Annotated in this window: 17 protein-coding genes and 1 pseudogene; 7 read left to right on the top strand and 11 right to left on the bottom strand. The window is 67.4% G+C overall.

The annotated features are described in order from the left end of the window. Positions 1-13: 13 nt before the first annotated feature. Both ACTJJK_RS06705 and ACTJJK_RS06700 read left to right on the top strand, forming a co-directional pair. Positions 14-247 carry a SlyX family protein gene (locus ACTJJK_RS06705; RefSeq protein WP_031372970.1) on the top strand — a complete coding sequence of 78 codons (234 nt, stop codon included), beginning with the start codon at positions 14-16 and terminating at the stop codon, positions 245-247. Positions 248-256: 9 nt separating this feature from the next. Beyond that, positions 257-1,015 carry a DUF2058 family protein gene (locus tag ACTJJK_RS06700; RefSeq protein WP_440729822.1) on the top strand — a complete coding sequence of 253 codons (759 nt, stop codon included), beginning with the start codon at positions 257-259 and terminating at the stop codon, positions 1,013-1,015. A gap of 1,111 nt (positions 1,016-2,126) precedes the next feature. Here the strand turns inward: ACTJJK_RS06700 and ACTJJK_RS06695 are convergent. From ACTJJK_RS06695 to ACTJJK_RS06675, 5 genes and pseudogenes are all read right to left on the bottom strand, one after another. Further along, a complete protein-coding gene (locus tag ACTJJK_RS06695; protein ID WP_051885061.1) occupies positions 2,127-2,990 on the bottom strand; it encodes an alpha/beta fold hydrolase in 864 nt (287 codons plus the stop codon). Between the two features lie 242 nt (positions 2,991-3,232). Continuing rightward, a complete protein-coding gene (locus tag ACTJJK_RS06690; RefSeq protein WP_031372360.1) occupies positions 3,233-3,973 on the bottom strand; it encodes a hypothetical protein in 741 nt (246 codons plus the stop codon). A 59-nt stretch (positions 3,974-4,032) separates the two neighbouring features. Next, on the bottom strand, positions 4,033-6,735 hold the full coding sequence (metH, locus tag ACTJJK_RS06685; RefSeq protein WP_440729821.1) for a methionine synthase: 2,703 nt from the start codon (positions 6,733-6,735) through the stop codon (positions 4,033-4,035). Between the two features lie 129 nt (positions 6,736-6,864). Beyond that, complete coding sequence (locus ACTJJK_RS06680; RefSeq protein ID WP_223621078.1) at positions 6,865-7,977, bottom strand: homocysteine S-methyltransferase family protein; 1,113 nt, start codon at positions 7,975-7,977, stop codon at positions 6,865-6,867. A 49-nt stretch (positions 7,978-8,026) separates the two neighbouring features. Beyond that, positions 8,027-8,953 (bottom strand): annotated as a pseudogene (locus ACTJJK_RS06675) (ArsR/SmtB family transcription factor); the annotation flags it as partial. A 405-nt stretch (positions 8,954-9,358) separates the two neighbouring features. Between ACTJJK_RS06675 and ACTJJK_RS06670 the strand changes: the two are divergent. From ACTJJK_RS06670 to ACTJJK_RS06655, 4 genes are all read left to right on the top strand, one after another. Continuing rightward, complete coding sequence (locus ACTJJK_RS06670) at positions 9,359-10,519, top strand: acyl-CoA dehydrogenase family protein (RefSeq protein ID WP_031372356.1); 1,161 nt, start codon at positions 9,359-9,361, stop codon at positions 10,517-10,519. Positions 10,520-10,530: 11 nt separating this feature from the next. Beyond that, the gene (locus ACTJJK_RS06665; protein ID WP_152566253.1) at positions 10,531-10,713 is read left to right on the top strand and encodes a hypothetical protein; all 183 of its coding nucleotides are present in this window, start codon (positions 10,531-10,533) and stop codon (positions 10,711-10,713) included. Between the two features lie 59 nt (positions 10,714-10,772). Then, positions 10,773-15,878 (top strand): NAD-glutamate dehydrogenase, encoded by a 5,106-nt coding sequence (locus ACTJJK_RS06660; protein WP_440729820.1) that lies wholly within the window; start codon positions 10,773-10,775, stop codon positions 15,876-15,878. A 280-nt stretch (positions 15,879-16,158) separates the two neighbouring features. Next, on the top strand, positions 16,159-16,932 hold the full coding sequence (locus ACTJJK_RS06655; RefSeq protein WP_223621075.1) for an NAD kinase: 774 nt from the start codon (positions 16,159-16,161) through the stop codon (positions 16,930-16,932). Between the two features lie 6 nt (positions 16,933-16,938). Here ACTJJK_RS06655 and ACTJJK_RS06650 read toward each other — a convergent pair whose 3' ends face one another. The 5 genes from ACTJJK_RS06650 to ACTJJK_RS06630 all read right to left on the bottom strand — a co-directional run bounded on the left by ACTJJK_RS06650 (position 16,939) and on the right by ACTJJK_RS06630 (position 22,216). Beyond that, the gene (locus tag ACTJJK_RS06650) at positions 16,939-17,382 is read right to left on the bottom strand and encodes an NUDIX domain-containing protein (protein WP_440729819.1); all 444 of its coding nucleotides are present in this window, start codon (positions 17,380-17,382) and stop codon (positions 16,939-16,941) included. Between the two features lie 125 nt (positions 17,383-17,507). After that, positions 17,508-18,917: an amino acid permease gene (locus ACTJJK_RS06645; protein ID WP_440729818.1), complete on the bottom strand. Its 1,410-nt coding sequence runs from the start codon at positions 18,915-18,917 to the stop codon at positions 17,508-17,510. A 123-nt stretch (positions 18,918-19,040) separates the two neighbouring features. Then, positions 19,041-20,390, bottom strand: a complete 1,350-nt coding sequence (locus ACTJJK_RS06640; RefSeq protein WP_051885059.1) for a sensor histidine kinase — start codon at positions 20,388-20,390, stop codon at positions 19,041-19,043. Next, positions 20,387-21,073: a response regulator transcription factor gene (locus ACTJJK_RS06635; protein WP_440729861.1), complete on the bottom strand. Its 687-nt coding sequence runs from the start codon at positions 21,071-21,073 to the stop codon at positions 20,387-20,389. Before ACTJJK_RS06635 ends, ACTJJK_RS06640 begins: the two co-directional genes overlap by 4 nt. An 18-nt stretch (positions 21,074-21,091) precedes the next feature. Beyond that, positions 21,092-22,216 carry a type 1 glutamine amidotransferase domain-containing protein gene (locus ACTJJK_RS06630; protein WP_440729817.1) on the bottom strand — a complete coding sequence of 375 codons (1,125 nt, stop codon included), beginning with the start codon at positions 22,214-22,216 and terminating at the stop codon, positions 21,092-21,094. A gap of 193 nt (positions 22,217-22,409) precedes the next feature. Here ACTJJK_RS06630 and ACTJJK_RS06625 point away from each other — a divergent pair, with 193 nt between their 5' ends. Then, complete coding sequence (locus tag ACTJJK_RS06625) at positions 22,410-23,330, top strand: 5'-nucleotidase (RefSeq protein ID WP_031372348.1); 921 nt, start codon at positions 22,410-22,412, stop codon at positions 23,328-23,330. Between the two features lie 56 nt (positions 23,331-23,386). On the opposite strand, the gene ACTJJK_RS06620 is transcribed toward ACTJJK_RS06625, so the two are convergent. Beyond that, complete coding sequence (locus ACTJJK_RS06620; protein WP_031372347.1) at positions 23,387-23,908, bottom strand: CHRD domain-containing protein; 522 nt, start codon at positions 23,906-23,908, stop codon at positions 23,387-23,389. Positions 23,909-24,515 lie beyond the last annotated feature (607 nt).

Genomic DNA, 24,515 nt, shown 5'->3' with positions numbered 1-24,515 from the left:
TGGATTACCGCCTGTGACTTCCGAACTCGAGCAACGCCTGATCGATCTGGAAACGCGCGTAGCGTTCCAGGAGCATGCGCTCAATGAACTCAGCGACGCACTCGCCGCGGCACGCAGCGAGGAAGCGCGCAATTCGCTGCTCATGTACCGCGCGCTCGATGAAATCAAGCAATTGCGCAGTGCCATGGCGGCCACGCCGCTCACCGGCGGCGACGCCGCCGGCGAACCACCCCCGCCGCATTACTGATACCGGATCATGAGCGACACTCTTCGCGATCAACTGCTGGGCCTGGGCTTCAAGCCGGCTCCCAAACCCGAACGTCCGGAACGCTCCGAACGCAGCGGCGACCCCAAGCGCGGCGGCAAGCCCGGCGAGCGTTCCGGCGCCGCGCGTCACGATGCGCGCAAACCCGGCGAGCGCGGTGCACGACCGCACGGCGAGCGGCCCGGCGCCGACAAACCCGGCTCCGAGCGCCCCAGCGCCAACCGGCCGCAGGGCCAGCGTCCCGGCGCCGGCAAGCCCGGCCAGGGCCGTCCTGGCGCCAATCAGGGCTCGGGCCGACCGGGGCAGGGCAAGCCGCGTACGCGCGAAGACATCGATCTGGCCAAGGCCTATGCGATCCGCGCGCAGCGCGAGAAAGACGAACGCATCGCTGCCGAGCAGGCCAAGCAGGAAGAGGCGCGCCTGCGCCGCGAAGCCCGCGCCAAGCTCGCCGAAGCGCTCAAGGACCAGGCGCTCAATGCGCCCGATGCCGAGATCGCCCGTCACTTCCCGTACGGCGGCAAGATCAAGCGCGTCTACGTCACCGAAGCGCAGCTCAAGCAGCTCAATGCCGGCGAACTCGGCGTGGTCCAGCTCGAGGGTCGCTATGTGCTGGTGACCGCGGCGATGCTGGAGCAGGCCGAGGCGATCTTCGCGCCGGCGGTCGCGCTGAAGGTCGATCCGAATGCGCCGGCCGAGGACGATCCTTACGCCGATCCGTTGTATCAGGTGCCGGACGACCTGGTCTGGTGATCGTGGGCGGCGCTTTTCGCGCCGCCGATGCTTTCGGTCTTGCTTCGCCGCTTTCCTGCAGGCGCGGCTTTCGGTGAATTGCTGTAGGAGCGACGTGAGTCGCGACCGCGGAACGCGCAGAGTCCGCAATGCCTTCGTCGTCGATCGAATCGGTGATTCGTCGCCGGGGTAGGAGCGGCGCGAGCCGCGACCGCGTTGTTTCGGTCTCGCGTCGCATCGCTCAAGCAAGATCAATATCTAGATCAAACGCCAAAAGCTTCCGCCACTAAAGCGGCGGGTTACTTTCTTTTGTCTAAAGCAACAAAAGAAAGGTAACCAAAGAAAAATGCTTTTCTTTGAATCAAGGGCCCGCACGAGCGATGCATCCGCGGGGCTTTTTCATACGGGACATCCTTGTCCCGATGAAAAACGGCGCGCATCCCTGCGCGCCGCCCTCCGGGTCTTCGATTGTCTTCGCTAGTACGAATCGGCGCACGGCAACAGCAAAAGCTTTCTGGCCACGGCCACGGCGCGTAGCGGCTTGAGGGGTAGGGGCGGCGTCCTACTGGATTTCCTTCGGTCACAAGCCGCGACCGCGAATCTACGGCGGCCGGCGCGGGTATTCGTAGCTGCGCGGTCGCGGCTTGTGCCGCTCCTACCCTGAGAGCACAGCAACCGTTCCCGTTCCCGTTGCTGTGGAGAGCTTGGCGCAGTACCGAGCTCACGAGAACACCTGGAGACCCGGAGGGCGGCGCACAGGACGTGCGCCGTTTCTCGATAAGACAGGGATGCCTTATCGAAAAATCCCGGCGCCAGCTTCGAACTCGTGGCCTGTGCCTTTGGAAGGAGAGCCCTTTTCTTTGGTTACCTTTGACCGAAGGGAATCCAGACGGACTTTTGGGCTTGGCAAAAGAAAGTGACCCGCCGCTTTAGTGGCAGAAGCTCTTATCGTTTGATCTTGCTTGAAGATGCGTCGCGAGATCGCTGCAGCGCGGTCGCGGCTCGCGCCGCTCCTACCCTCGCGACAGGGGGCGGTTTCGATAGAGCGCATCGGCGTTGTTGCCTCTGCGCGTCCAGCGGTCGCGGCCGCGCCGCTATTGCCCGGAAGGCGACAGCAGGCCGCAGCGCAAACTCAGCCGTTGACGGCAGCAGCCCAAGTCGCCGGCTCCTCGTCGGCAACGGTCGGCTTCATCCCCTCGATCATCGCCGCGATCGCCTGCGCGGTGTCCAGCGGCCGTTCCATCGGGAACAGGTGGCCGCCCTCGATCCAGCGCCAGCGTTCGCCGACCAGCCTCTGGGTCGGTGCGGAACCGGCGTTGCGCAATTCGCGCGAACGCGTGCCGGCAAGAAAGCCGACCGGCACGCGCACCGACGGCGCCAGGCCGCTGAGCGCGGTGGTCGGCAGGGTGTGATAGATCCGGTACTCGATCTCGCGCTCGAACGCGAGTTCGCGGCTGCCGTCGGCAGCCGCGCGGGTGCCGTGTTCGACGTAATCGTCGAGCACGCGCTCGTCCCAGCAGGCGAACGCGGGCTTGGCCAGGAAGTGCTCGCGTACCGCGGTGCGGTCGGGCCAGAGCCGGCGGCGCTGCAAGGTGGCGCGCATCGGCATCAGCAGATTGTCCAGGCCGGTGCGGCGGCCGATCGAGACCAGGCGCGCGCGCCAGCCGGCGATCAAGGGCGAATCCAGCATGACCACGCCGGCGACGCGCCCGGCCAACGCCGAGTCGGCCAGCCGATGCGCCGCGAGCAGGCTCAGATAGCCGCCGAGCGAGTGCCCGACCAGCCAGATCCGGCGCGCATTGCCGGCCGCGGTCTCTGCGCGCGCGACGAGTTCATCGACCAGATGCGGCCAGTCGGGGGTCACCGGATAACGCGGGTCGTGGCCGATGCGCTCGGGCCGGACCACGTGGAAACGCTCGGCCAGGGCAGTGAGCATCACCCGGTAGACCGGGGCCGGGAACCCGTTGGCGTGGGAGAACAGCAGCAGGTCGTGCATGGCGATCCGTGGGCGGGTCGGTGCGCCGGTCGCGCCGAGACGGCGCGGCCGGGCCAGGATGGCGTCACCATACCATTGCGTATTGAGGTGCGATAGCGGCACCGGTCGCGTTTGCGACCCCGTATCGGATCGGCCGCCCAGCCAAAGAAATCCGGCGGCACGACCGCATTCCGCGATGTTCGGCGAAGCGCCTGCGCCATGGGTACCGGCGTTGCCATGCGGCACGCCTGCTCGCGGACGCCTCAGTCCGAATCGAGTGCGCTGCTCAGCCAGTGTTTCGACTTGTGGCCCAGCTCGCGGATCGTCGATACGCCCAGGTCGCGGATGATCCGATGGGTGCGGTGCGGCAGCGGCGATTCGTCGATATCGTGCGGGGCGATGTTCTTGCCGGGCACGCCGGGCAGGAATTCGATGCCGGCGGCGTGGTAGCAATGTTGGACCAGCGCCGAGCAGTACAGCGCGCCTTCCTTGGCCAGCAGATTGCTGCGCCGGCGCAGGCGACGGCTGTGCATCGCCATCAGGGTGCCGACCAGTTCGCTGATCGAATAGCTCGACAGGCCCGACAGCAGGTCGAGGCCGGCGACCTGGATCTTGTGCACCTGTTCCGGGCTCAAGTCGAAATCGAGGATGGCGATGTTCGGAAACGCGTCGGCGTCGTAGTAACGGTCGACGCGGTTCTCCTGCACGCCCAGGCGGATCTGCTTGTAGCGCAGGTCGAGGTCGGACTCGATCACCCACCATTGCCCGTCGATGCGGCGTTCGCTGAAGACGAAGGCGTGCGACCACAGGCTGCGATGACCGTCTTCGGTCAAGGGCGATTGCGCCTTGCGGATCAGTTTGTTGATCCAGTCGCGCCCGCCGCACAGGCCGATGCGGCCCGGAGCCGCATGTTTCTCGATGAAGGCGGCGTTGCCGAGCGCATCGCCGCCGCGGTCGGCCGCCGCGTCGATGCCGTAACCGCCGGGTATCAGGATTTCGCTCATCCGTGCACGCTCGTGTTGACCGGTCCCTGGAGGGGGCGGCTGTGCGCCGCCCGTCCGTGTTACTCGGGATCGTAATCCAGATTCGAGGCCAACCAGCGTTCGGCCTGCGCCAGGGTCGCGCCCTTGCGGCGGGCGTAGTCCTCGACCTGTTCCTTGGAGACCCGGCCGACCACGAAGTACTGGCTGTCGGGGTGGCTGAAGTACAGGCCCGAGACCGCCGCGGTCGGATACATGGCGAAGCTCTCGGTCAGCTCCAGGGTGGTGTGGCGGGTCGCGTCGAGCATGCGGAACAGGGTGCCCTTCTCGCTGTGCTCGGGGCAGGCCGGATAGCCGGGGGCTGGGCGGATGCCGCGGTAGCCTTCGTCGATCAGGGCCTCGTTGTCGAGCGTCTCGTCGGCGGCGTAACCCCAGAACTCCTTGCGTACGCGCTGGTGCATACGCTCGGCCAAGGCCTCGGCGAAGCGGTCGGCGAGGGCCTTGAGCATGATCGCGTTGTAGTCGTCGTGATCGGCCTCGAAGCGGGCGACGTGCGGCTCGATGCCGATGCCCGAAGTCACCGCGAAGCCGCCGATCCAGTCCTGCCGGCCGGAGTCCTTCGGCGCGACGAAATCGGCCAGGCACAGGTCGGGCCGGTCGACCGGCTTGTCGACCTGCTGGCGCAGGAAGTGCAGGCGCACGGTCTCGCTCTTGCCTTCGCCGGGAACCTGCACCTCGACGTCGTCGCCGACCGAGTTCGCCGGCCACAGGCCGAACACCGCTTTGGCCTGCACCCACTTCTCGGCGACCATCTGCTTGAGCATGGCGCGCGCGTCGCGGTAGAGCTCGCTGGCCTGGGTACCGACGATTTCGTCGGTCAGGATCGCCGGATAGCGCCCGGCCAGTTCCCAGGTGTTGAAGAACGGGGTCCAGTCGATGTACTCGATCAGCTCGTCGAGCGGGTAGTCGTCGAACACGTGCAGGCCCGGTTGCAGCGGCGCCGGCGGTTCGTACTCGCTCCAGTTGCCGTTGAAGCGCTGGCCGCGGGCCTTCTCAAGCGAGACCAGGCGCTTGCCGTCGCCGCGGTTGCGGTGGCGCTCGCGGATCTCGGCGTAGTCGGAGGCGTTGGCGGCGACGAAGGGCTCGCGCAGTTCGATCGAGATCAACGACTGCGCCACGCCGACCGCGCGCGAGGCGTCCTTGACCCAGATCGTCGGCGACTTGTAATGCGGGTCGATCTTGAGCGCGGTGTGCGCGCGCGAGGTGGTCGCGCCGCCGATCAACAGCGGCATGGTGAAGCCCTGGCGCTGCATTTCGCGGGCGACGTGGCTCATTTCCTCGAGCGAGGGCGTGATCAGGCCGGACAGGCCGATCAGGTCGGCGTTCTCGGCCTTGGCGCGATCGAGGATGGTCTGCGCCGGCACCATCACGCCGAGGTCGACCACGTCGAAGTTGTTGCAGGCCAGGACCACGCCGACGATGTTCTTGCCGATGTCGTGGACGTCGCCCTTGACCGTGGCCATGACGATCTTGCCGTTGGATTTGCCGGCGTCGCCGGTGCGCAACTTCTCGGCTTCGATGTAGGGCAGCAGATAGGCCACGGCCTTCTTCATTACCCGTGCCGACTTCACCACTTGCGGCAGGAACATCTTGCCGGCGCCGAACAGGTCGCCGACCACGTTCATGCCGGCCATCAGCGGGCCTTCGATCACGTCGAGCGGACGCGTGGACTCGGCGCGCGCGGCTTCGGCGTCCTCTTCGATCCACTGGTCGATGCCGTGCACCAGCGAGTGGCTGAGGCGGTCGCGCACCGGCTTGTCGCGCCAGGCCAGGTCCTCGACCTTCTTCTCGCCTTTCTTGCCCTTGTAGCGCTCGGCCAGGGTCAGCAGGCGTTCGGTGCTGTCGTCGCGACGGTTCAGCACCACGTCCTCGACCGCTTCGCGCAACTCGTTGTCGAGGTCGTCGTAGAGCGGCAGGCCGCCGGCATTGACGATGCCCATGTCCATGCCGGCCTTGATGGCGTGGTAGAGGAACACGGTATGGATGGCCTGGCGCACCGCCTCGTTGCCGCGGAACGAGAACGAGACGTTGGAGACGCCGCCGGAGATGTGGCTATAGGGGAAACGGCGCTTGAGCTCGCGCGTGGCCTCGATGAAATCGACGGCGTAGTTGTTGTGTTCCTCGATGCCGGTCGCGACCGCGAACACGTTCGGGTCGAAGATGATGTCCTCGGGCGGGAAGCCGATGCGCTCGGTCAGCAGCTTGTAGGCGCGCGAGCAGATCTCGACCTTGCGATCGATGGTGTCGGCCTGGCCGACCTCGTCGAAGGCCATCACCACCACCGCGGCGCCGTAGCGGCGGACCAGGCGGGCCTGGCGCAGGAATTCGGCTTCGCCTTCCTTCATCGAAATGGAGTTGACGATGCCCTTGCCCTGCAGGCATTTCAGCCCGGCCTCGATGACCGTCCACTTGGAACTGTCGACCATGACCGGGATGCGGGCGATGTCGGGCTCGGCCGCGATCAGATTGAGGTAGGTGACCATGGCCTGCTCGGAATCGAGCAAGCCTTCGTCCATGTTGACGTCGAGCACCTGCGCGCCGTTCTCGACCTGTTGGCGCGCGACCACCACGGCCTCGTCGTAGCGGGCTTCGGTGATGAGCTTGCGGAACTGCGCGCTGCCGGTGACGTTGGTGCGTTCGCCGACGTTGACGAAATTGCTTTCGGGCGTGATCTGCAGCGGTTCGAGGCCGCTGAGGCGGGTCTGGCGGGGGAGGGCGGCAGTCATACGGTGGCTGGTGCCTGGGAAGGGGGCTGGTGAGAGGAGTGAGGAACTAGGAACGAGTAAGGAGTGAGCAACGAGGAACGAGTGGGGTGGCTTTACTCACTCCTCACTTCTATGCACTCACTTCTCGCTTCAAGCCGCGTTTTCCAACTGCAGCGGGCGGCGCGGCTCGACGCCTTCGACCACCGCGGCGATCGCGGCGATGTGCGCCGGGGTCGTGCCGCAGCAGCCGCCGACCAGGTTGAGCAGGCCGGCGCGGGCGAACTCGCCGAGCACCGCGGCCATGTCCTCGGGGGTTTCGTCGTAACCGCCGAAGGCATTCGGCAGGCCGGCGTTCGGGTGGGTGCTGACGTGGGAGTCGGCGATCTGCGCCAGCACGTCGATGTGCACGCGCAGGTCCTTGGCGCCGAGCGCGCAGTTCAGCCCGATCGCGGTCGGCTGGACGTGGCGCACCGAATACCAGAAGGCCTCGGCGGTCTGGCCCGAGAGGGTGCGGCCGGAGGCGTCGGTGATGGTGCCGGAGATCATGATCGGCAGGCGCGCGCCGCGCGCGTCGAAGGCTTCCTCGACCGCGAACAGCGCGGCCTTGGCGTTGAGCGTGTCGAAGATGGTCTCGACCATGATCACATCGGCGCCGCCGTCGATCAGGCCGTCGGTGGCTTCGCGGTAGGCGATGCGCAACTCGTCGAAGGTGATCGCGCGGTAGCCGGGCTGGTTCACGTCAGGGCTCAGCGAGGCGGTACGGCTGGTCGGGCCGAGCACGCCGATGACGTAGCGCGGCTTGGAAGGGTCGCGCGCTTCGGCCTCGTCGCAGGCCTGGCGGGCCAGGCGCGCGCCTTCCTCGTTGAGCTCGCGCGCCAGGTGCTCCAGGCCGTAATCGGCCAGCGAGATCGTGGTCGAGTTGAAGGTGTTGGTCTCGATCAGGTCGGCGCCGGCGGCGAGGTATTCGGCGTGGATGCCGCCGATGATGTCGGGCCGGGTCAGGGTCAGCAGGTCGTTGTTGCCGCGCTGGTCGCGCGAGCAGCCGCAGCTCTCGCCGTGGACGTGTTCGGTCTCGCCGTCGTGGCCGCCCGCGTACAGCCGGTCGTAGCCTTCGGCGAAGCGCTCGCCGCGATAGTCGGCTTCCTGCAACTCGTGCTGCTGGATCATCGTGCCCATCGCGCCGTCCATGATCAGGATGCGTTCGTCCAGGCCGCGCAGCAGCGTGCGCGCACGTTCGGGGTTGAGCCAGGGCAGGGTTTCCATCGGCAGGGCCTCGTTATTTCTTCGCCGGCTTGCGCGCCGGTTCGGCAGCGGGTTTACGCGCCATCAGGGCGATGACTTCGAAATGCGGCGGGCGCCGTTCGCGGGTCACGGTTTCGCAGCTGACGATGTCGAAGCCGGCCTTGGCGGCGAACTTCTGCAGGTCCTTCTCGGCGAAACCCAGGTTGACGTGGCCGAAGGCTTCGACCGCGCCGCGGTGTTCGTGGCTGGCCAGGCTGGTCAGCAGCAGGCGGCCGCCGGGGCGCAGCACGCGCGCGGCTTCGGCCACGGCCTGGGCCGGGTGTTCGGCATAGGTCAGCGCGTGCATCAGCACCACCAGGTCGAAGCTGTCGGCCTCGAACGGCAGCGCGTGCATGTCGCCTTCGCGCACCTCGACGTTACGCAGCTTGCGCAGCCGTTCGGAGGCGGCGGCGACGACCTTGGTGCTGGCGTCGAGGCAGACGTAGCGGTTGGAGTGCGGCGCCAGCAGTTCGGCCAGCACGCCGTCGCCGGAGGCGATGTCGAGCACGTCGCCGGGTTGCAGCAGGGGCAGGGCCGAGCGCGCCAGGGCTTCCCAGGTGCGGCCCGGCGAGTAGTGGCGTTCCATGTCGCCGGCGACCGAGTCGGCCCAGTTCTGGTCGGAGGCGCGCATCGCGAGCACCGCGGCCACGCGCTCGGCGTCCTGGCGCAGCAAGGGGTCGTCGCTGCCGGTGCTGAGGGTCTGCCACAGCGCGCGCTGGGCCTGGTCGAGCGCACCGTCGTCGAAACGGTAATAAGCCGACACGCCGGCGCGGCGGTCGCGCACCAGCCCGGCTTCCTTGAGCTTGGACAAATGCGTCGATACGCGCGGTTGGGCCAGGCGGGTGATCGCCGACAGCTCGGCCACGGTCAGCTCCTCGCCTTCGAGCAGAGCGAGCAGACGCACGCGGGTGGCGTCGGCGAACACCTTCAAGCGGGACGACCAGCCTTCGAGATCCATGGGGCAACCTTGGGAATAGGGAATCGGGATTGGGGAATAGGGAATCGAAGGTGGGCAACGGGACAGTCACTAGGACGATTCCCGATTCTCCATTCTCGATTCCCGTGTTCCATCAACGTATCGCGATATAGAGATAAGTGTGTTCCCGGAGGGCTTGCAGGTCAAGTCGGGGCCGGCCCGGCCGTGACCGCGCAGACGCCTCGCGGCGCAAACACAGGCGCATGGGCGGGGCAGGCGCATGGGTGGGGTTATTCGGCGCGCGCGGCTACAATTCGCATTCGCGGCCATCGACAGGGCCGCGGACCAGGACGCAGAACCATCGCGCCGGTCGGGGATCGACGACGGCGCCGCCTACGGGCTGCCGCGCGCCCCGGCCGCAGTGCTCAAACCAGCAGAGGTGCCGACGTGGATTTTGGCTTTACCGAAGAGCAGTTGATGATCCAGGACGTGGCGCGCCGTATCGCCCAGGAAAAGATTGCTCCCAGCGCCGAGCACCACGACCAGACCGGCGAGTTCCCGCTCGAGAACATCCGCACCCTCGGCGAGAACGGCCTGATGGGCATCGAAGTGCCGGCCGAGTACGGCGGCGCGGGCATGGACCCGATCTCCTACGTGCTGGCCATGGTCGAGATCGCCGCCGGCGACGCCGCCCATTCGACCATCGTGTCGGTCAACAATTCGCTGTTCTGCAACGGCATTCTCAAGTTCGGCACCGAGGCGCAGAAGCAGCTCTACGTGCGCGCGATCGCCGAGGGCCGCGAGATCGGCGCCTTCGCCCTGACCGAGCCGCAGTCGGGCTCGGACGCCACAGCGATGCGCTGCAAGGCGGTCAAGCAGGCCGACGGCAGCTTCGTCATCAACGGCAAGAAGAGCTGGATCACCTCCGGCCCGGTCGCCAAGTACATCGTGCTGTTCGCGATGACCGACCCGGACAAGGGCGCGCGCGGCATCACCGCGTTCATGATCGACACCTCCAAGCCGGGCTTTCACCGCGGCAAGACCGAGCCCAAGCTCGGCATCCGCGCCTCGGCCACCTGCGAGATCGAGTTCGAGGATTACGTCGCCGCGCCGGACGACGTGCTCGGCGAAGAAGGCCACGGTTTCAAGATCGCCATGGGCGTGCTCGACGCCGGCCGCATCGGCATCGCCAGCCAGGCCATCGGCATCGCCCGCGCCGCCTACGAGGCCACCCTGACCTACGTGCGCGAGCGCAAGGCCTTCGGTCAGCCGATCGGCGCCTTCCAGATGACCCAGGCCAAGATCGCCGACATGAAGTGCAAGCTCGACGCGGCCCTGCTGCTGACCTTGCGCGCGGCCTGGAAAAAGGCCGAGACCGACAAGCACGGCGGCCGTTTCAGCAACGAGGCCGCCATCGCCAAGCTCACCGCATCGGAAGCGGCGATGTGGATCGCCCACCAGGCCGTGCAGATCCACGGCGGCATGGGCTATTCCAAGGAAATGCCGTTGGAGCGTTATTTCCGCGACGCCAAGATCACCGAGATCTACGAAGGCACCAGCGAGATCCAGCGCCTGGTCATCGCCCGCAACGAAACCGGTCTGCGCTGAAGCGACAGACGATGAAACGTTTCGGCTCGTCACGGCCCACCGCCTGTCCTGAGGACGGCGGCATGGGCTCGCGCGCTTCGAACGATGCCGCCGTACCCGGTCCGCGCCCGATGGCGCGCGGCCGCGTGGGCGCGTCGCTCGATTACGGCGCCGCGTCCATTGCCGCCCTGCAAGCCTCCAACCGCAAGCACTAACCTTTCTCTTGGCCCGCGCGAAAGCGTGGGCCTCATACCATCCGGACCTCAGAGTTCCCATGAGCAACAAACCCAAAGCCGCGTCCAAGCAGGATCCCGCCAAACCAGCCTCGGCCAAGAAAGCGGGCAAGCCCGCCGCCAAGACCGTCGCCGCGAAGCCTGCCGCAAGCAAGCCTGCTACGACTAAGCCCGCTGCCGCGAAGAGCGCCACGGCCAAGTCGGTCGCCGCCAAGCCCGCCGCCAAGAGCGTTGCGCAGGTCGAGGCGCAGAGCGCCAGCGTCTCGCTGGAGCCGATCGTCGCCGCGATGCGCAAGCGCCTGCCGAAGGCGCGCCACGCGGAGGCCGAGGCGTTCGCCAAGGCGTTCTACAAGCGCATGAGCCTGGACGAGCTGCCGCAGCACCAGGCCGACGGCTGGGCCGCGCTGGCGACCGATTTCCTCGACTATGCGCGCGACCGCAAGCCGGGTTCGGCGCTGGTGCGCCTGTTCAACCCGACCCTGAAGACGCACGGCTGGGAATCGGCGCATACGGTGCTGCAGATCGCCAACGACGACATGCCGTTCCTGGTCGATTCGGTGACCATGGCGCTGGCCGACCAGAGCATCGGCGTGCACGTGCTCGGCCATCCGGTGGTGACCTTCCTGCGCGACAAGGCCGGCAAGCTGGTCTCGGTCGGGCAGGGCGTGCCCGAGTCGTTGATGCACCTGGAAATCGACCGCCTGACCAATGAGTCGATGGCCTCGGCCAAGAAGGCGCTGGAAACCGTGCTCGCCGACGTGCGCGCGATCGTCCGCGACTGGTCGCAGATGCGCGACAAGATGAACGAGGTCGCCGACGGCATGATCGGCGAGCGCATGCCGGTCAACGAAGACGGCAAGCGCGAGGCGCAGGCCTTCCTGCACTGGGCCGCCGAGAACCACTTCACCTTCCTCGGCTACCGCGAGTACGAGGTGATCAAGCACGACGGCCAGGACGTGCTCAGCGCCATCAAGGGCAGCGGCCTGGGCCTGCTGCGCGGCAAGGACGCCGGCAAGCCGCGTCCGCTGACCTCGCTGGCCGCGCACTACATCCCGCAGTCGGGTTCGGTCGATGCTTTGATCCTGACCAAGACCAATGCGCGCTCGACCGTGCATCGTCCGGGCTACATGGACTACATCGGCGTGCTGAGCTTCGACGCCCAGGGCCGTCCGGTCGCCGAGAAGCGCTTCCTCGGCCTGTATACCTCCAGCGCCTACAACCGCCGCCCATGGGACATCCCGCTGGTGCGTCAGCGCCATGCCTATGTGATGGAGCAGTCGGGCCTGGCCCCGGACAGCCACAGCGGCAAGGCCCTGCGCCACGTCCTGGAAACCCTGCCGCGCGACGAGCTGTTCCAGTCGAGCGAAGAGGAACTGTTCAAGACCACCTCGGGCATCCTCGGCCTGCAGGAGCGCGTGCGCAGCAAGATGTTCCTGCGCCGCGACCGCTACGGCCGCTTCTTCTCGGGCCTGGTCTACATCCCGCGCGACCGCTTCAACACCGACGTGCGCCTGCGCGTGGAGGCGATGCTCAAGCGCCGCCTGCACGGCGAATACATCGACACCACCGTGCACATCGGCGAATCGCCGCTGGCGCAGATGCACGTGATCGTGCGGCCGAAGTCGGGCGAAGCGATCCAGATCGACCACGTCGCGATTGAGGCCGAACTGACCGAGATCGTGCGTAACCGCCAGGACGAACTGCGCGACGCGCTGGTTCAGCGCCACGGCGAGCAGCAGGGCCTGGCCCTGGCCAACCGCTACGGCCGCGCCTTGCCGGCGGGCTATATCGAAGAAGTCTCGGCCGGCGTCGCCGCGCAGGACATCGCCCACCTGGCCGCGCTGACCGGTCCGGACGATCTGCGCCTGAGCCTGTGCCGCACCCGCCAGGGCGAGGGCGGCCTGCGCTTCAAGTTCTACCGCCAGCTCGACGACATTCCGCTGTCGGACGCGCTGCCGATGATGGAGAACATGGGCCTGCGGGTGATCTCCGAGCACCCCTACCGCCTGCGCGTCGACGAGCAGCCGGTCTACATCCAGGACTTCGAGGTCGAGACCGCCAACAACGATATCGACATCGACAGCCTCGACGAGAACTTCGAGGACGCGTTCGCGCAGATCTGGCGCGGCAACGCCGAGAACGACGGCTTCAACCGCCTGATCCTCACCGCCAACCTGTCCTGGCGCCAGGTCGCGATGCTGCGCGCCTACTGCAAGTACCTGCTGCAGGTCGGCGTGCCGTTCTCGCAGAGCTACGTCGAGGAAACCTTCTCGCGTTATCCGCTGCTCGCGCGCCTGCTGGTGGAATTGTTCGAGGCCCGCTTCGATCCCTGCACCGGCAAGGAGAGCAAGGCCGAGATCAAGGCCGGCCAGGACCTGCTGGTCCAGCAGTTGCAGGCCCTGTCGGGCGGCGACGCCGCGGTCATGGCCGCGGTCAAGCCGGTCATCGACGCGCGCAACGGCAAGCGCGACGAGCAGGCCAAGGCCACGGTCGATGCGATCAAGGCGCTGCTCGACCGCGTTTCCAGCCTCGACGAAGACCGCATCCTGCGCAGCTTCATCGGCGTGATCAACGCGACCCTGCGCACCAGCTACTACCAGCGCGCCGCCGACGGCGCCGATCGCGGCTACGTCAGCTACAAGTTCGATTCGGCGCAGGTGCCGGACCTGCCCAAGCCGCGCCCGTACCGCGAAATCTTCGTCTACGGCCCGCGCGTGGAAGGCGTGCATCTGCGTTTCGGCCCGGTCGCCCGCGGCGGCCTGCGGTGGTCGGATCGTCGCGAAGACTTCCGCACCGAAGTGCTGGGCCTGGTCAAGGCGCAGATGGTCAAGAACACCGTGATCGTGCCGGTCGGTTCGAAGGGCGGCTTCTTCGCCAAGCGTCCGCCGGCCGGCGGCGACCGCGACGCCGTGCTCGCCGAAGGCATCGCCTGCTACAAGATGTTCATCAACGGCCTGCTCGACATCACCGACAACATCGTCGACGGCAAGATCGTCGCGCCGCGCGACGTGGTGCGTCACGATCAGGACGATCCGTATCTGGTGGTCGCCGCCGACAAGGGCACCGCGACCTTCTCCGACATCGCCAACGGCATCGCCGCCGAGCACAAATTCTGGCTCGACGACGCCTTCGCCTCGGGCGGTTCGGTCGGTTACGACCACAAGGGCATGGGCATCACCGCCAAGGGCGCGTGGGAGTCGGTCAAGCGCCACTTCCGGGCGATGGGCCGCGACAGCCAGACCCAGGATTTCACCGCGGTCGGCATCGGCGACATGTCCGGCGACGTGTTCGGCAACGGCATGCTGCTGTCCGAGCACATCCGCCTGATCGCCGCGTTCGACCACCGCCACATCTTCCTCGACCCGAACCCGGACGCGGCGAAGACGTTCAAGGAGCGCGAGCGCATGTTCAAGCTGCCGCGCTCGAGCTGGGACGACTACGACAAGAAGCTGATCGGCAAGGGCGGCGGCGTGTACCCGCGTTCGGCCAAGTCGATCCCGCTGTCGCCGGAGATCAAGGCCGCGCTCGGCATCGACGCCGGCATCGCCGCGATGAGCCCGGTCGAGCTGATGAGCGCGATCCTGAAGTCGCCGGTCGACCTGCTGTGGAACGGCGGCATCGGCACCTACGTCAAGTTCAGCGGCGAAACCAACAGCGACGTCGGCGACCGCGCCAACAACGGTCTGCGCGTCGACGGCCGCGACCTGCGCTGCAAGGTGGTGGGCGAGGGCGGCAACCTCGGCCTGACCCAGCTCGGCCGTATCGAAGCGGCTCAGCACGGCGTGCTGCTCAACACCGACTTCATCGACAACTCGGCCGGCGTGGACACCTCGGACCACGAGGTCAACATCAAGATCCTGCTCAACGGCCAGGTGCAGGCGAAGAAGCTGACCCTGCCGGACCGCAACAAGCTGCTCGCCTCGATGACCGACGAGGTCGCCGAGTTGGTGCTCAACGACAACTACCGCCAGAACCAGGCGATCAGCCTGATGGAGCGGATGAGCCAGACCCGCCTGGGCTCCAAGCAGCACTTCATCCGCACCCTCGAAGCGCAGGGCCTGCTCGATCGCCAGATCGAGTTTCTGCCGTCGGACGCCGAGATCTCCGAGCGCAAGGCGCGCGGCCAGGGCCTGACCCGTCCGGAACTGTCGGTGCTGCTGTCGTACTCCAAGCTGGTCGCGTTCCAGCAGATGCTCGACTCGGACGTGCCGGAAGACCCGTACCTGTCGAAGGAACTGGTGCGTTACTTCCCACAGCCGCTGCAGACCAAGTACGCCAAGGCGATGGAGAACCACCGCCTGAAGCGCGAGATCATCGCCACCGCGGTGACCAACTCGACCATCAACCGGATGGGCGCGACCTTCCTGCTGCGCATGCAGGAAGACAGCGGCCGCACCCCGGGCGAGGTCGCCAAGGCCTTCACCATCACCCGCGAGACCCTCGACGCGCGCGATTTGTGGGCGCAGATCGACGCGCTCGACGGCAAGGTCGCCGAGTCGACCCAGATCGACGCCTTGCAGGTGATCTGGAACCTGCAGCGTTCGTTCACCCGTTGGCTGCTGTCGCGTCCGGGTACGATCCCCGACATCACCACCGCGGTCGAGCGTTACCACGACGGCTTCAAGAACATCCGCGCCGGCCACGGCATCCTCGGCGACGGCCAGCGTCCGGCGCACGATGCCGCGTTCGCCGACTGGAAGGCCAAGGGCGTGCCGGAAGCGCTGGCCGCCCAACTGGCGGCGCTGCCGTACCTGGAACCGAGCTGCGACATCATCGAACTGGCGCGCGAGCGCAAGCTCAAGCCGGTCGAGGTGGCCAAGGTCCACTTCCGCCTCGGCGAAGCGCTGCGCCTGCCGTGGTTGCAGGAACAGATCGACGCCTTGACCGTCGACGGTCGCTGGCACGCGGTCGCACGCGGCGTGCTGCGCGAAGAGCTGGGCGCGCAGCAGCGCATCCTGGTCGGCCAGGTGCTGTCGATGCCGGGCGCCAACGCCGATGCCAAGATCGCCCATTGGCTCGGCCGCGACGACGTCTCGCTGCGTTTCACCCTGGCCATGCTCAACGAGCTGGCCGCGCAGAAGTCGCTGGACTATCCGACCGCGTCGGTCGCGGTGCAGCGTTTGTCGCAGTTGGCCGCGCGCGGTTGATCGAGCGTTGACCTAAGCGCCGATGACGATTGGCACTAAGCCCCTCTCCCGCCCGGGAGAGGGGCTTTTTTGTGCGCTCTGTCATATCGCCGCAGCGCTCCGCTTTGGAGCAGGAGCGGCGCGACCGCGACCGCGTTCTTGCGTCTTGCCACGTCACTGCGATGTAGCGGCTCGCGCCGCTCCTACCCTCGAAGCGGCTCCTTGGCCGACCGTCGCGACCGGCGTGCAGAATCCGCAACGCCCTCCGGGTTATGCTGACGGCATCCTTCCGGAGCCGCCGATGACCGCGACGCAACGCATCGCCTTCCTCGCCAGTCACACCGACGAGGCCCAGCGGGCGCTCGCCGATCTCATCGCACGCCATGGCCAGCACGAGCCGGATGCCGCCGATGTCCTGGTCGCGCTCGGCGGCGACGGCTTCATGCTGCAGACCCTGCATCGCCACGGCGGCCTCGGTAAACCGGTGTACGGGATGAAGCTCGGCACCGTCGGTTTCCTGATGAACCAGCACAACGGCGAGGACCTGTTCGCACGCCTGGAGGCGGCCGAGCCGGCGGTGCTGCGTCCGCTGGAAATGGTCGCCCAGACCGAGTCCGGCGCGACCTTCGGTTCGCTGGCCTATAACGAGGTGTCGTTGCTGCGCCAGACCCGCCAGGCCGCGCACATCCGCATCGACCTCAACGGCCAGACCCGGCTCGACGAGCTGATCTGCGACGGCGTGCTGGTCGCGACCGCGGCCGGCAGCACGGCCTATAACTTCTCCGCCCACGGCCCGATCCTGCCCCTGGGGTCGGCGGTGATCGCGCTGACCCCGATCGCGGCGTTCCGGCCGCGGCGCTGGCGCGGCGCCTTGCTCAAGGCCGACACCGAGATCCGCTTCCGCGTACTCGACCCCTACAAGCGTCCGGTCAGCGCCACCGCCGATTCGCATGAGGTGCGCGACGTGGTCGAAGTGATGATCCGCGAGTCGCGCGACCGCACCGTCACTTTGCTGTTCGATCCCGAACACAACCTCGAAGAGCGCATGCTGATCGAGCAGTTCACCAGCGGCTGAGCGGGTTCAGCCCAGCCGCAGCAGAACTTCGCGCAGGCGCGGATCGGCCAGCTCGGGCAGGGCCGCCGCTTGCGCCGCTTCGAACCACTGCAGGCCTTGATGCTCGTCGCCTCGCGCCTCGGGTTCGCCGTCCCAGGCCTCGACGCGGTAGATGCGCAGTACCAGGCCGTCGCAGGCGAATTCGGCGACTACGCTGGCCGCCGCCGCGGCGTGCTGGTCGGGCGTAGCGAGCACGGGCCTAGCGAGCACGGGCGGGCCGATGCCGGCTTCTTCCTGCAGCTCCCGCCACAGGGCTTGTTCGGGCGTCTCGCCGGCCTCGACGTGGCCGCCGAGCATGTCCCAGCAATTCGGTGCCAACCGCTTGTGCGCGGCGCGCAGGCCCAACAGCACGCGGCCTTGGCGCCACAGCAAGGCGCCGACCAGATCGATGCCGTGTTCGCCTGCGCTCATCGTTTGCGGCGCTCCTTCCTGTTGCGCTGCTCCAGCAGGCGAGCGATCGTCGACCCTGCTCGAAACCGCTTTAAGTTATAGATAAATAACCTTAAATATCAGTTATTTAAATAATGTAATTAATGTCAATTGCCACTGGCGGTTTTGCTGCGCATCCGGCGTGCGACTTCGCTGGCCGCGGCGATGAGCAAGGTCAGGGCGATCGTCGACAGCAACTGCAGACGCGGGCCTTCGATCGACAGCGCCAGCACGAACACCAGGCCGAGGATCGCCAGGCCGGCCCAGGTCACGTAAGGGAAGGCCCACATCTTGAACGGCAGCACGGTGCCGGCGCGGTCGGCGCGGCGGCGCAGGATCAGCTGCGAGAACAACGACAGCGCCCACACCAGCAAACAGGTCGAGCCGACCACGTTCAACAGCGCCGGCAGCACCTTGTCGGGATACAGCAGCTCCAGTGCGGTGGCGACGAAGCCGAAGGCCACGCTCGCCAGCACGGCCACGGTCGGCACGCGGCTGCGGCTCAGGTGGGCGAGCGCGCGCGGCGCTTCGCCGCGTTCGGCCAGCGAATAGATCATGCGCGAGGCGCCGTAGAGATTGGCGTTGAGCGCCGACAGCAGGGCGACCACCGCGACCAGGGTGATCGCGGTCGCCGCGCCGGGGATGCGCGCGACTTCCAGCACCGCGGCGAACGGCGAATTCAACGACTCGCTGGTCCACGGCACCACCGCGATGATCACCGCGAGCGAGCCGATGTAGAACACCAGGATGCGCCAGGCCACGGTGCGGATGGCGTGGGTGATGCTGCGCTCAGGGTCCTGGGTTTCGGCCGCGGCGACCGCGACGATCTCGGTGCCGCCGAAGGCGAATACCACCACCAGCAAGGCCGCGCCGACGCCGGCCCAACCCTTCGGTGCGAAGCCGCCGTGGTCGAAGAAGTTCGACAGCCCCGGCGAGGGCACGTTGGGCAACAGGCCGCAGACCAGCAGCACCCCGATGGCGATGAAGGCGAGGATCGCGGCGACCTTGAGGATCGCGAACCAGAACTCGAATTCGCCGAAGTTGCGCACGCCAAGCAGGTTGACGCCGGTGAACACCGACATGAACACCAGCGACATCAAGGCCACCGGCAATTGTGGCCAGACCGTGGCGAGCAGGCCGGCGGCGCCGACCGATTCGGCCGCGATCACGATCACCAACTGCGCCCACCACAGCCAGCCGAGCGTGGCGCCGGCGGTCGGCCCCATCGCGTCGGCGGCATACACCGAGAACGCGCCGCTGGTCGGCCGCGCCGCGGCCATTTCGCCGAGCGCGCGCATCACGATGATGACCAACGCGCCGGCGATCAGATACGACAACAGCACCGCCGGCCCGGCGCTGCGGATGCCGACCCCCGAACCGAGGAACAGGCCGGCGCCGATCGCGCTGCCCAGCCCCATCATCACCAACTGGCGCGACTTCAAGGCATGGCCGAGCTGGGACGCGGCGGCGCCGTTCATGAGCGTGGCGGTGCGGGCAGGGACTTCGGTTGGGGACATGTCGGGCGTCCGGACGATGAGGCGGTGCGGAACGATACCTTGTCGCCGCGGTCGGCAACGAGGCCTGCGGCGATTCCGGCCCTAAACCGCAGGAATCGGCCGGCCGGCGCCGCTGTCGCGCGGCTAGTCCGAGCGCACGGCTGAGCTTTCCGCCGTCCCCGGCGCGCCCTGGGGCGAACCCGCAGCGCCCGCCACGGCGAGGCTCACCACCATCGCCCCGGCCTCCTCGTCGAGGCGCAGGTCGACCCGGTAGCGTTCGCACAGGCGCTGCACGATCGCCAGGCCGAGGCCGAGGCCGGCGCTGCCTTCGCGTTTGCGGAAGGGCTCGTGCAGGCGTTCGCGCAGCTCGGCCGGGATCGGATGGCCGCGGTTGGCGACGCGCAGGCGCCCGCCGGCGATGCGGATGTCGACCGTGCCGGATTCGGTGTGGGCGAAGGCATTGCCGATCAGATTCGACAACAGGATATGCAGCACCGGCTGCGGCAGATCGATGCGCGTCTCGCCGGGCACGTCGACCTCGACCTCGACCGGCTTGCCGTCGAGCCAGACCGCTTGTTCGATCACCACCTGTTCCAGCACCGGCAACAGCGCGATCGGCGCATCGGGCAACACCACGGGCGCCTCGCGCGCCAGGGTCAGCAGCGTCGTTACCGTCTGTTCGAGTTGCCAAGCCGATTGGCGCAGGTGCAGCAGATGCTCGCGGCCGGCCGCGGACAGGGCAGGCTCGGCCAGCAGGCGTTCGCCGGTGCTGCGGATCACCGCCAGCGGCGTGCGCAGTTCGTGGCTGGCATCGCGGGTGAAGGCCTGCTCGCGGTCGATGAAGGCCTGGGTGCGTTCGGTCATCGCATCCAGGCCGCGTGCGAGCACGCCGACCTCGTCGTCGGGAAAACCCGCGGCGATGCGTTGCGGCCAGCGGTTCGGCGCCATGCTGTCGACCAGTGCGGCCAGGCGCGACAGCGGCGCGGTGCTGCGCCGCGCCAGCCAGGCGCCGAGCGCCAAGGCCAGGCCGACCACGGCCAACGCCGACCAGCCCAGCCATTGCAGGATGCGGTCGCGCATCGGCCGCACCACCAGTTGCCGGCTGACCTCGGCGACCAGCCAGGCGCCTTGCGCCGGCGCCGGCGGCTGCAGCGCCTTGACGTGGTAATGGCGGCCGTCGCGGCCGGCGAATTCCGAACGCCAGGGCTCGGACTCGCGCGCGGCGAGCAGATCGGCGGGGAAATGTTGCGTGTCCGGGTAGACGCGCATGAAGGCTTGTTGCGGCTCGGCCCAAGCGCCGTCGAGCGCGTGCCGGCGCAACTGCGCCGCGGCTTCCTGTTCGAGCATCGACTCGAAGAAGGCGTCTTCGGTCGCGTACATGAAGGCCACCGCATACAGCCCGAACAAGGCCGCGACCGACAGGGCGAAGCCGGCGAAGGCGAGCATCAGGCGATTGCGCAGGCGCCGCTTCGGTGCTTTCGCCGGGCCGCTCACGGCGTCGCGTCCTCGTCGCTTTCGAGCTTGAAGCCGACGCCGTGCACGGTGCGCAGCATCGGCTGTGCGAACGGCTTGTCCAGCGCCTGCCGCAACAGATACAGGTGCGAACGCAGCGGATCGGATTGCGGCGGCACGTCGCCCCACAGGCGCTGGATCAGCTCGCTGCGGGTCAGGGTGCGCGGCCAGGCCTCGGCGAGGATGGTCAGGATCCGCAAGGGCGTGTGTTGCAATTCCAGCAGGCGGCCTTGGCGGCGCACTTCGCCGCTGCGGCGGTCGATGCTCAAGCTGCCGATGCGCAGGCCGTGCGGCTCGCCCGCGCGATGCCGGCGCGACAGGGCCAGGCAGCGCGCGAGCAATTCTTCGCCGGCGAAGGGTTTCACCAGATAGTCGTCGGCGCCGGCCTCGAAACCGCGCAATTTGTCGTCGAGGCCGTCGCGTGCGGTCAGCATCAGAATGGGGATGTGACGGTCGGCGCGTGCGCGCAGTTCCGTGCACACGCGCAAGCCGTCGAGGCCGGGCAGGGTCAGGTCGAGCACCAACACGTCGGGTGGATCGCTCAGGGCCAACTGCAGGCCGGTGCGGCCGTCGGCGGCGAAATCGGCGGCATGGCCGTGCGATTCGAACATCGCCGCCATGGCCGTGCGCAGGGCCAGGTGGTCTTCGATCACGAGGATGCGCAGGCGGTCGTGCATCAGCGCTCAGCCGTCGATCCGTTCGAGAAGGCGCTTAGCATCGGTCATGTCCGGGTGACTGACCAGCACCTCGCCGATCATCGCCCGTGCCTGGGCCTCGTCGCCGAGCCGCCAATGCGCTTCGGCGATACCCAGGCGCAATTGCGGTTCGGGCATGTACGGCGCGGCCAGTTGCATGATCGCCAGGGCGGCGCGGGTGCGGGCCGGCTCGGGATGCGCCTGCAACTGGTAATAACCGATCAACCCGATCAACTGCACGTGGTAGGCGTCCGGCTCGTCGGCGAGCGCTTTGTGCGCAGCTTCGCGCTCGCCGGCGAGCAAACGCTCGACCAGGGCCAGGCTGCGTTCGTCGCGCCAGGGCGTGCGCGCGACCGGCGTGCGCCCGAGCGCGGCGACGATGGCTTCGGCGACGGCCGGGGTGGAGTAGGGGTTCTGGCCGGTGATCAAGCGGCCGTCGACGGCCAGCCCCGGCATCATCAAGGGCGCTTCCTGCCAGCGTGCGCCGCGTTCGCGCAGGGCGTCTTCGAGCTGGAAGCGGAACTGCCTGGCCCAGCGCTTGCCGAAGATCGCTTCTTCCTCGTTGCTGAAACCGGTCAAGGCGCGGCCGGAGACCAGATAGGAGCCGTCGTCGAGACGCACGTCGACCAAGGCGGCCGGGCCGTGGCAGACCGCGGCGACCACGCCGCCGCGCTCGTACACTTCGGCGAGCAGTTTTTTCAGCGCCGGGTCGTCCGGCAGATCGAACATCGCGCCCTTGCCGCCTACCACGTAGACCGCGGCGTAGTCCTCGGCGCGCACGGCCGAGGTGGCCAGGGTGGTGTTCAACTGGTTCAGGCCGTGGCCTTCTTCGAGCAGGCGCGCATTGAAGGCGAGCTTCGGGTCGTACTTGTCGGCCTCGGCGGCGCCGCCGCGCGGGCTGGCGACGTCCACCGCCAGGCCGTTGTCGCGGAAGATCAGATAGGCCTGGGCGAACTCGTCCATCTCATAGCCGGGCCGGGTCTTGCCCTGGTCGCGGCCTTCGCTGCTGACCACGATCAGGACCTTGTCGGCGGCCTGGGCGATGCCGGTGCCGGAGCACGCCAGCAGCAGGCCCAGGGCCAACCGGCGCAAATGCGGGAATCGGAGGTTCATGGCGAGGACTGCGTGTGAAGGAGGGCCAGTCTCGCGAGCGCCTGTGAAGCAAACTTCAAACGGCATCGAAGCGGGCTTAGCCATACGCAGTGGTAAGCAACAGCGCGCACGGTTACTGCCACGCCGACCGGCGGGGCCCGACATGGGGCAGTCCGTCCTATCTGCGTGGCGCGCGACAGGGCACAATGACGGCATGCCTGACCGTGATGCCGACCCGTTGATCGTCGCGATTTCCTCGCGCACCCTGTTCGACATGGAAGAGAGCCATACGCTGTTCGAGCGTGAGGGCATCGACGCCTACGCCGACTTCCAGCGCGAGCACGAGGACGATTTTCTGCGTCCCGGCGTCGCCTTCCCGCTGGTGCGCAAATTGCTGGCGCTCAACCAAGGCGCGCCGCCGGAGGCGCCGCGGGTCGAGGTCATCCTGATCTCGCGCAACTCCGCCGACAGCGGCCTGCGCATCTTCAATTCGATCGCCCATCACGGCCTGTCGATCAAGCGTGCGGCGTTCAGCAACGGCGCGCCGCCGTTTCCCTACATCCGACCGTTCGGCGCCGACCTGTTCCTCTCGGCCAATGCCGAAGACGTCAGCGCCGCGCTCGCTGCCGGTGTCGCCGCGGCGACTTTGTTGCCGGCGATTCCGCCGTCGCGGCTGGCGCCGCATCTGCGCCCGGACCAGTTGCGTATCGCCTTCGACGGCGACGCGGTGATCTTCGACGACGAGGGCGAGCGCGTCTCGCGCGAGGGCGGCCTGGCCGCGTTCGCCGAGCACGAGCGCAGCCACGCCGGCGAACCGCTCTCCGGCGGCCCGTTCCGCGGCTTCCTCGACGCCCTGCATCGCTTGCAGAAGGCCTTCCCGGTCGGCCAGGACGCACCGATCCGCACCGCCCTGGTCACCGCGCGCTCGGTGCCGGCGCACGAACGGGTGATCCGTACCCTGCGCGAGTGGGGCATCCGTCTCGACGAGGCGCTGTTCCTCGGCGGCCGACCCAAGGGGCCGTTCCTGGAAGCCTTTGGCGCCGACATCTTCTTCGATGACTCCGAGCACAACATCCTGTCGGCGCGCGACCACGTCGCCGCGGGGCACGTGCCGCACGGAGTTGCTAACCGCTAAACGTTCCTGGTTGGCCCGAGAAGCTCAGCGCAAGCGCCCAGGCTGGAACCTCTCGCTCAATCGTCGTGGCCGTTGTGGCGATGACCCAGTTGGCTGCGCACCTCGCCGCCCGGGAATTTGCTGGTGTGCACGTTCGCATAGGCGTTGCCGCCGCGCAGCGCGCGCAGCAATTCCTCGAACTCGCCGGCGGCGATGCCTTGGCCGCTCGGGCCGACCACGTCGGCGGCCATGATCACGCCCTGGATGGTCGCCGGCGGCGGCGGACACGGTTGCACGCCCGCAGGCGTCGGCGGGCTGGCCAGGTTCGAGCACAGCCACACGGCGATGCCGCCGTTGACACTGCGCTGGCCCACGTGGATATGCGCTTGGGTGACGTCGCCTTCCAGACCGGAATACGAAAGCTGGTAGTGGATCGCGCCGCCGTCGCCGATGCGGGCGCGGAACCCACCGCTGGCGCCGGTGGAGACCAGCGGAACTTCCTGGCTGCCTTCCAGGACTGCGCGGAACTCGCGGTGTTCGGCCTGCGCTGAAACAAGCGGAAGCAACGCGACCATCGCAAACGCAGCGATGCGTTTCATGTCGTCGTCCTCGTGAATCGTTCCCGCATTGCGGGCGGACGCGAGACGCGTCCGATCGGACGCTGCTCCCAGCGCCGTTAGCCGCGGGTGAAAATATTCCCGGCATCAAACGTGCCAGAAATACCCGGGTTTCTGGCTCGATTCGTGCAAGCGCGGCGCCCGCGCGAGCTCATCGCAGCAATGACAACGGCACGGCGCTGTCAAAACTGCCGTTGCCGTAACGATTTTGCTTCTGCCGTGGCTGTGCGTCGCCTCGCACTAGCGAAGGCCATAGAAGACCCGGAGGGCGGTGCGCAAGGATCCGCGCCGTTTTTCGTCGGGACAGGGATGTCCCGTATGTAGAGCCCTGCGTCGGCATCGCTTGTGCGGGCCTGTGATTCAAAATAAGAAACTTATTTGGTTGCTTTGCTTTTGTTGCTTATGACAAAAGAAAGTAACCCGCCGCTTCACTGGCGGAAGCTTTAAGCGTTTGGTCCGATCTTAATTCTCAGGAAGCCATAAGCAAGAGCAGAGCTTCCGTCCGCTGCCGCGGCCGGGTTACTTTCTTTTGCTAAGCTCAAAAGTCCGTCTGGATTCCCTTCGGTCAAAGGTAACCAAAGAAAAGGGC

Origin of the sequence: Lysobacter sp. 22409, from assembly GCF_052045105.1 — a bacterium.
GTDB lineage: Bacteria > Pseudomonadota > Gammaproteobacteria > Xanthomonadales > Xanthomonadaceae > Lysobacter > Lysobacter antibioticus_B.
This window is presented reverse-complemented; position numbering and strand designations above follow the sequence as displayed.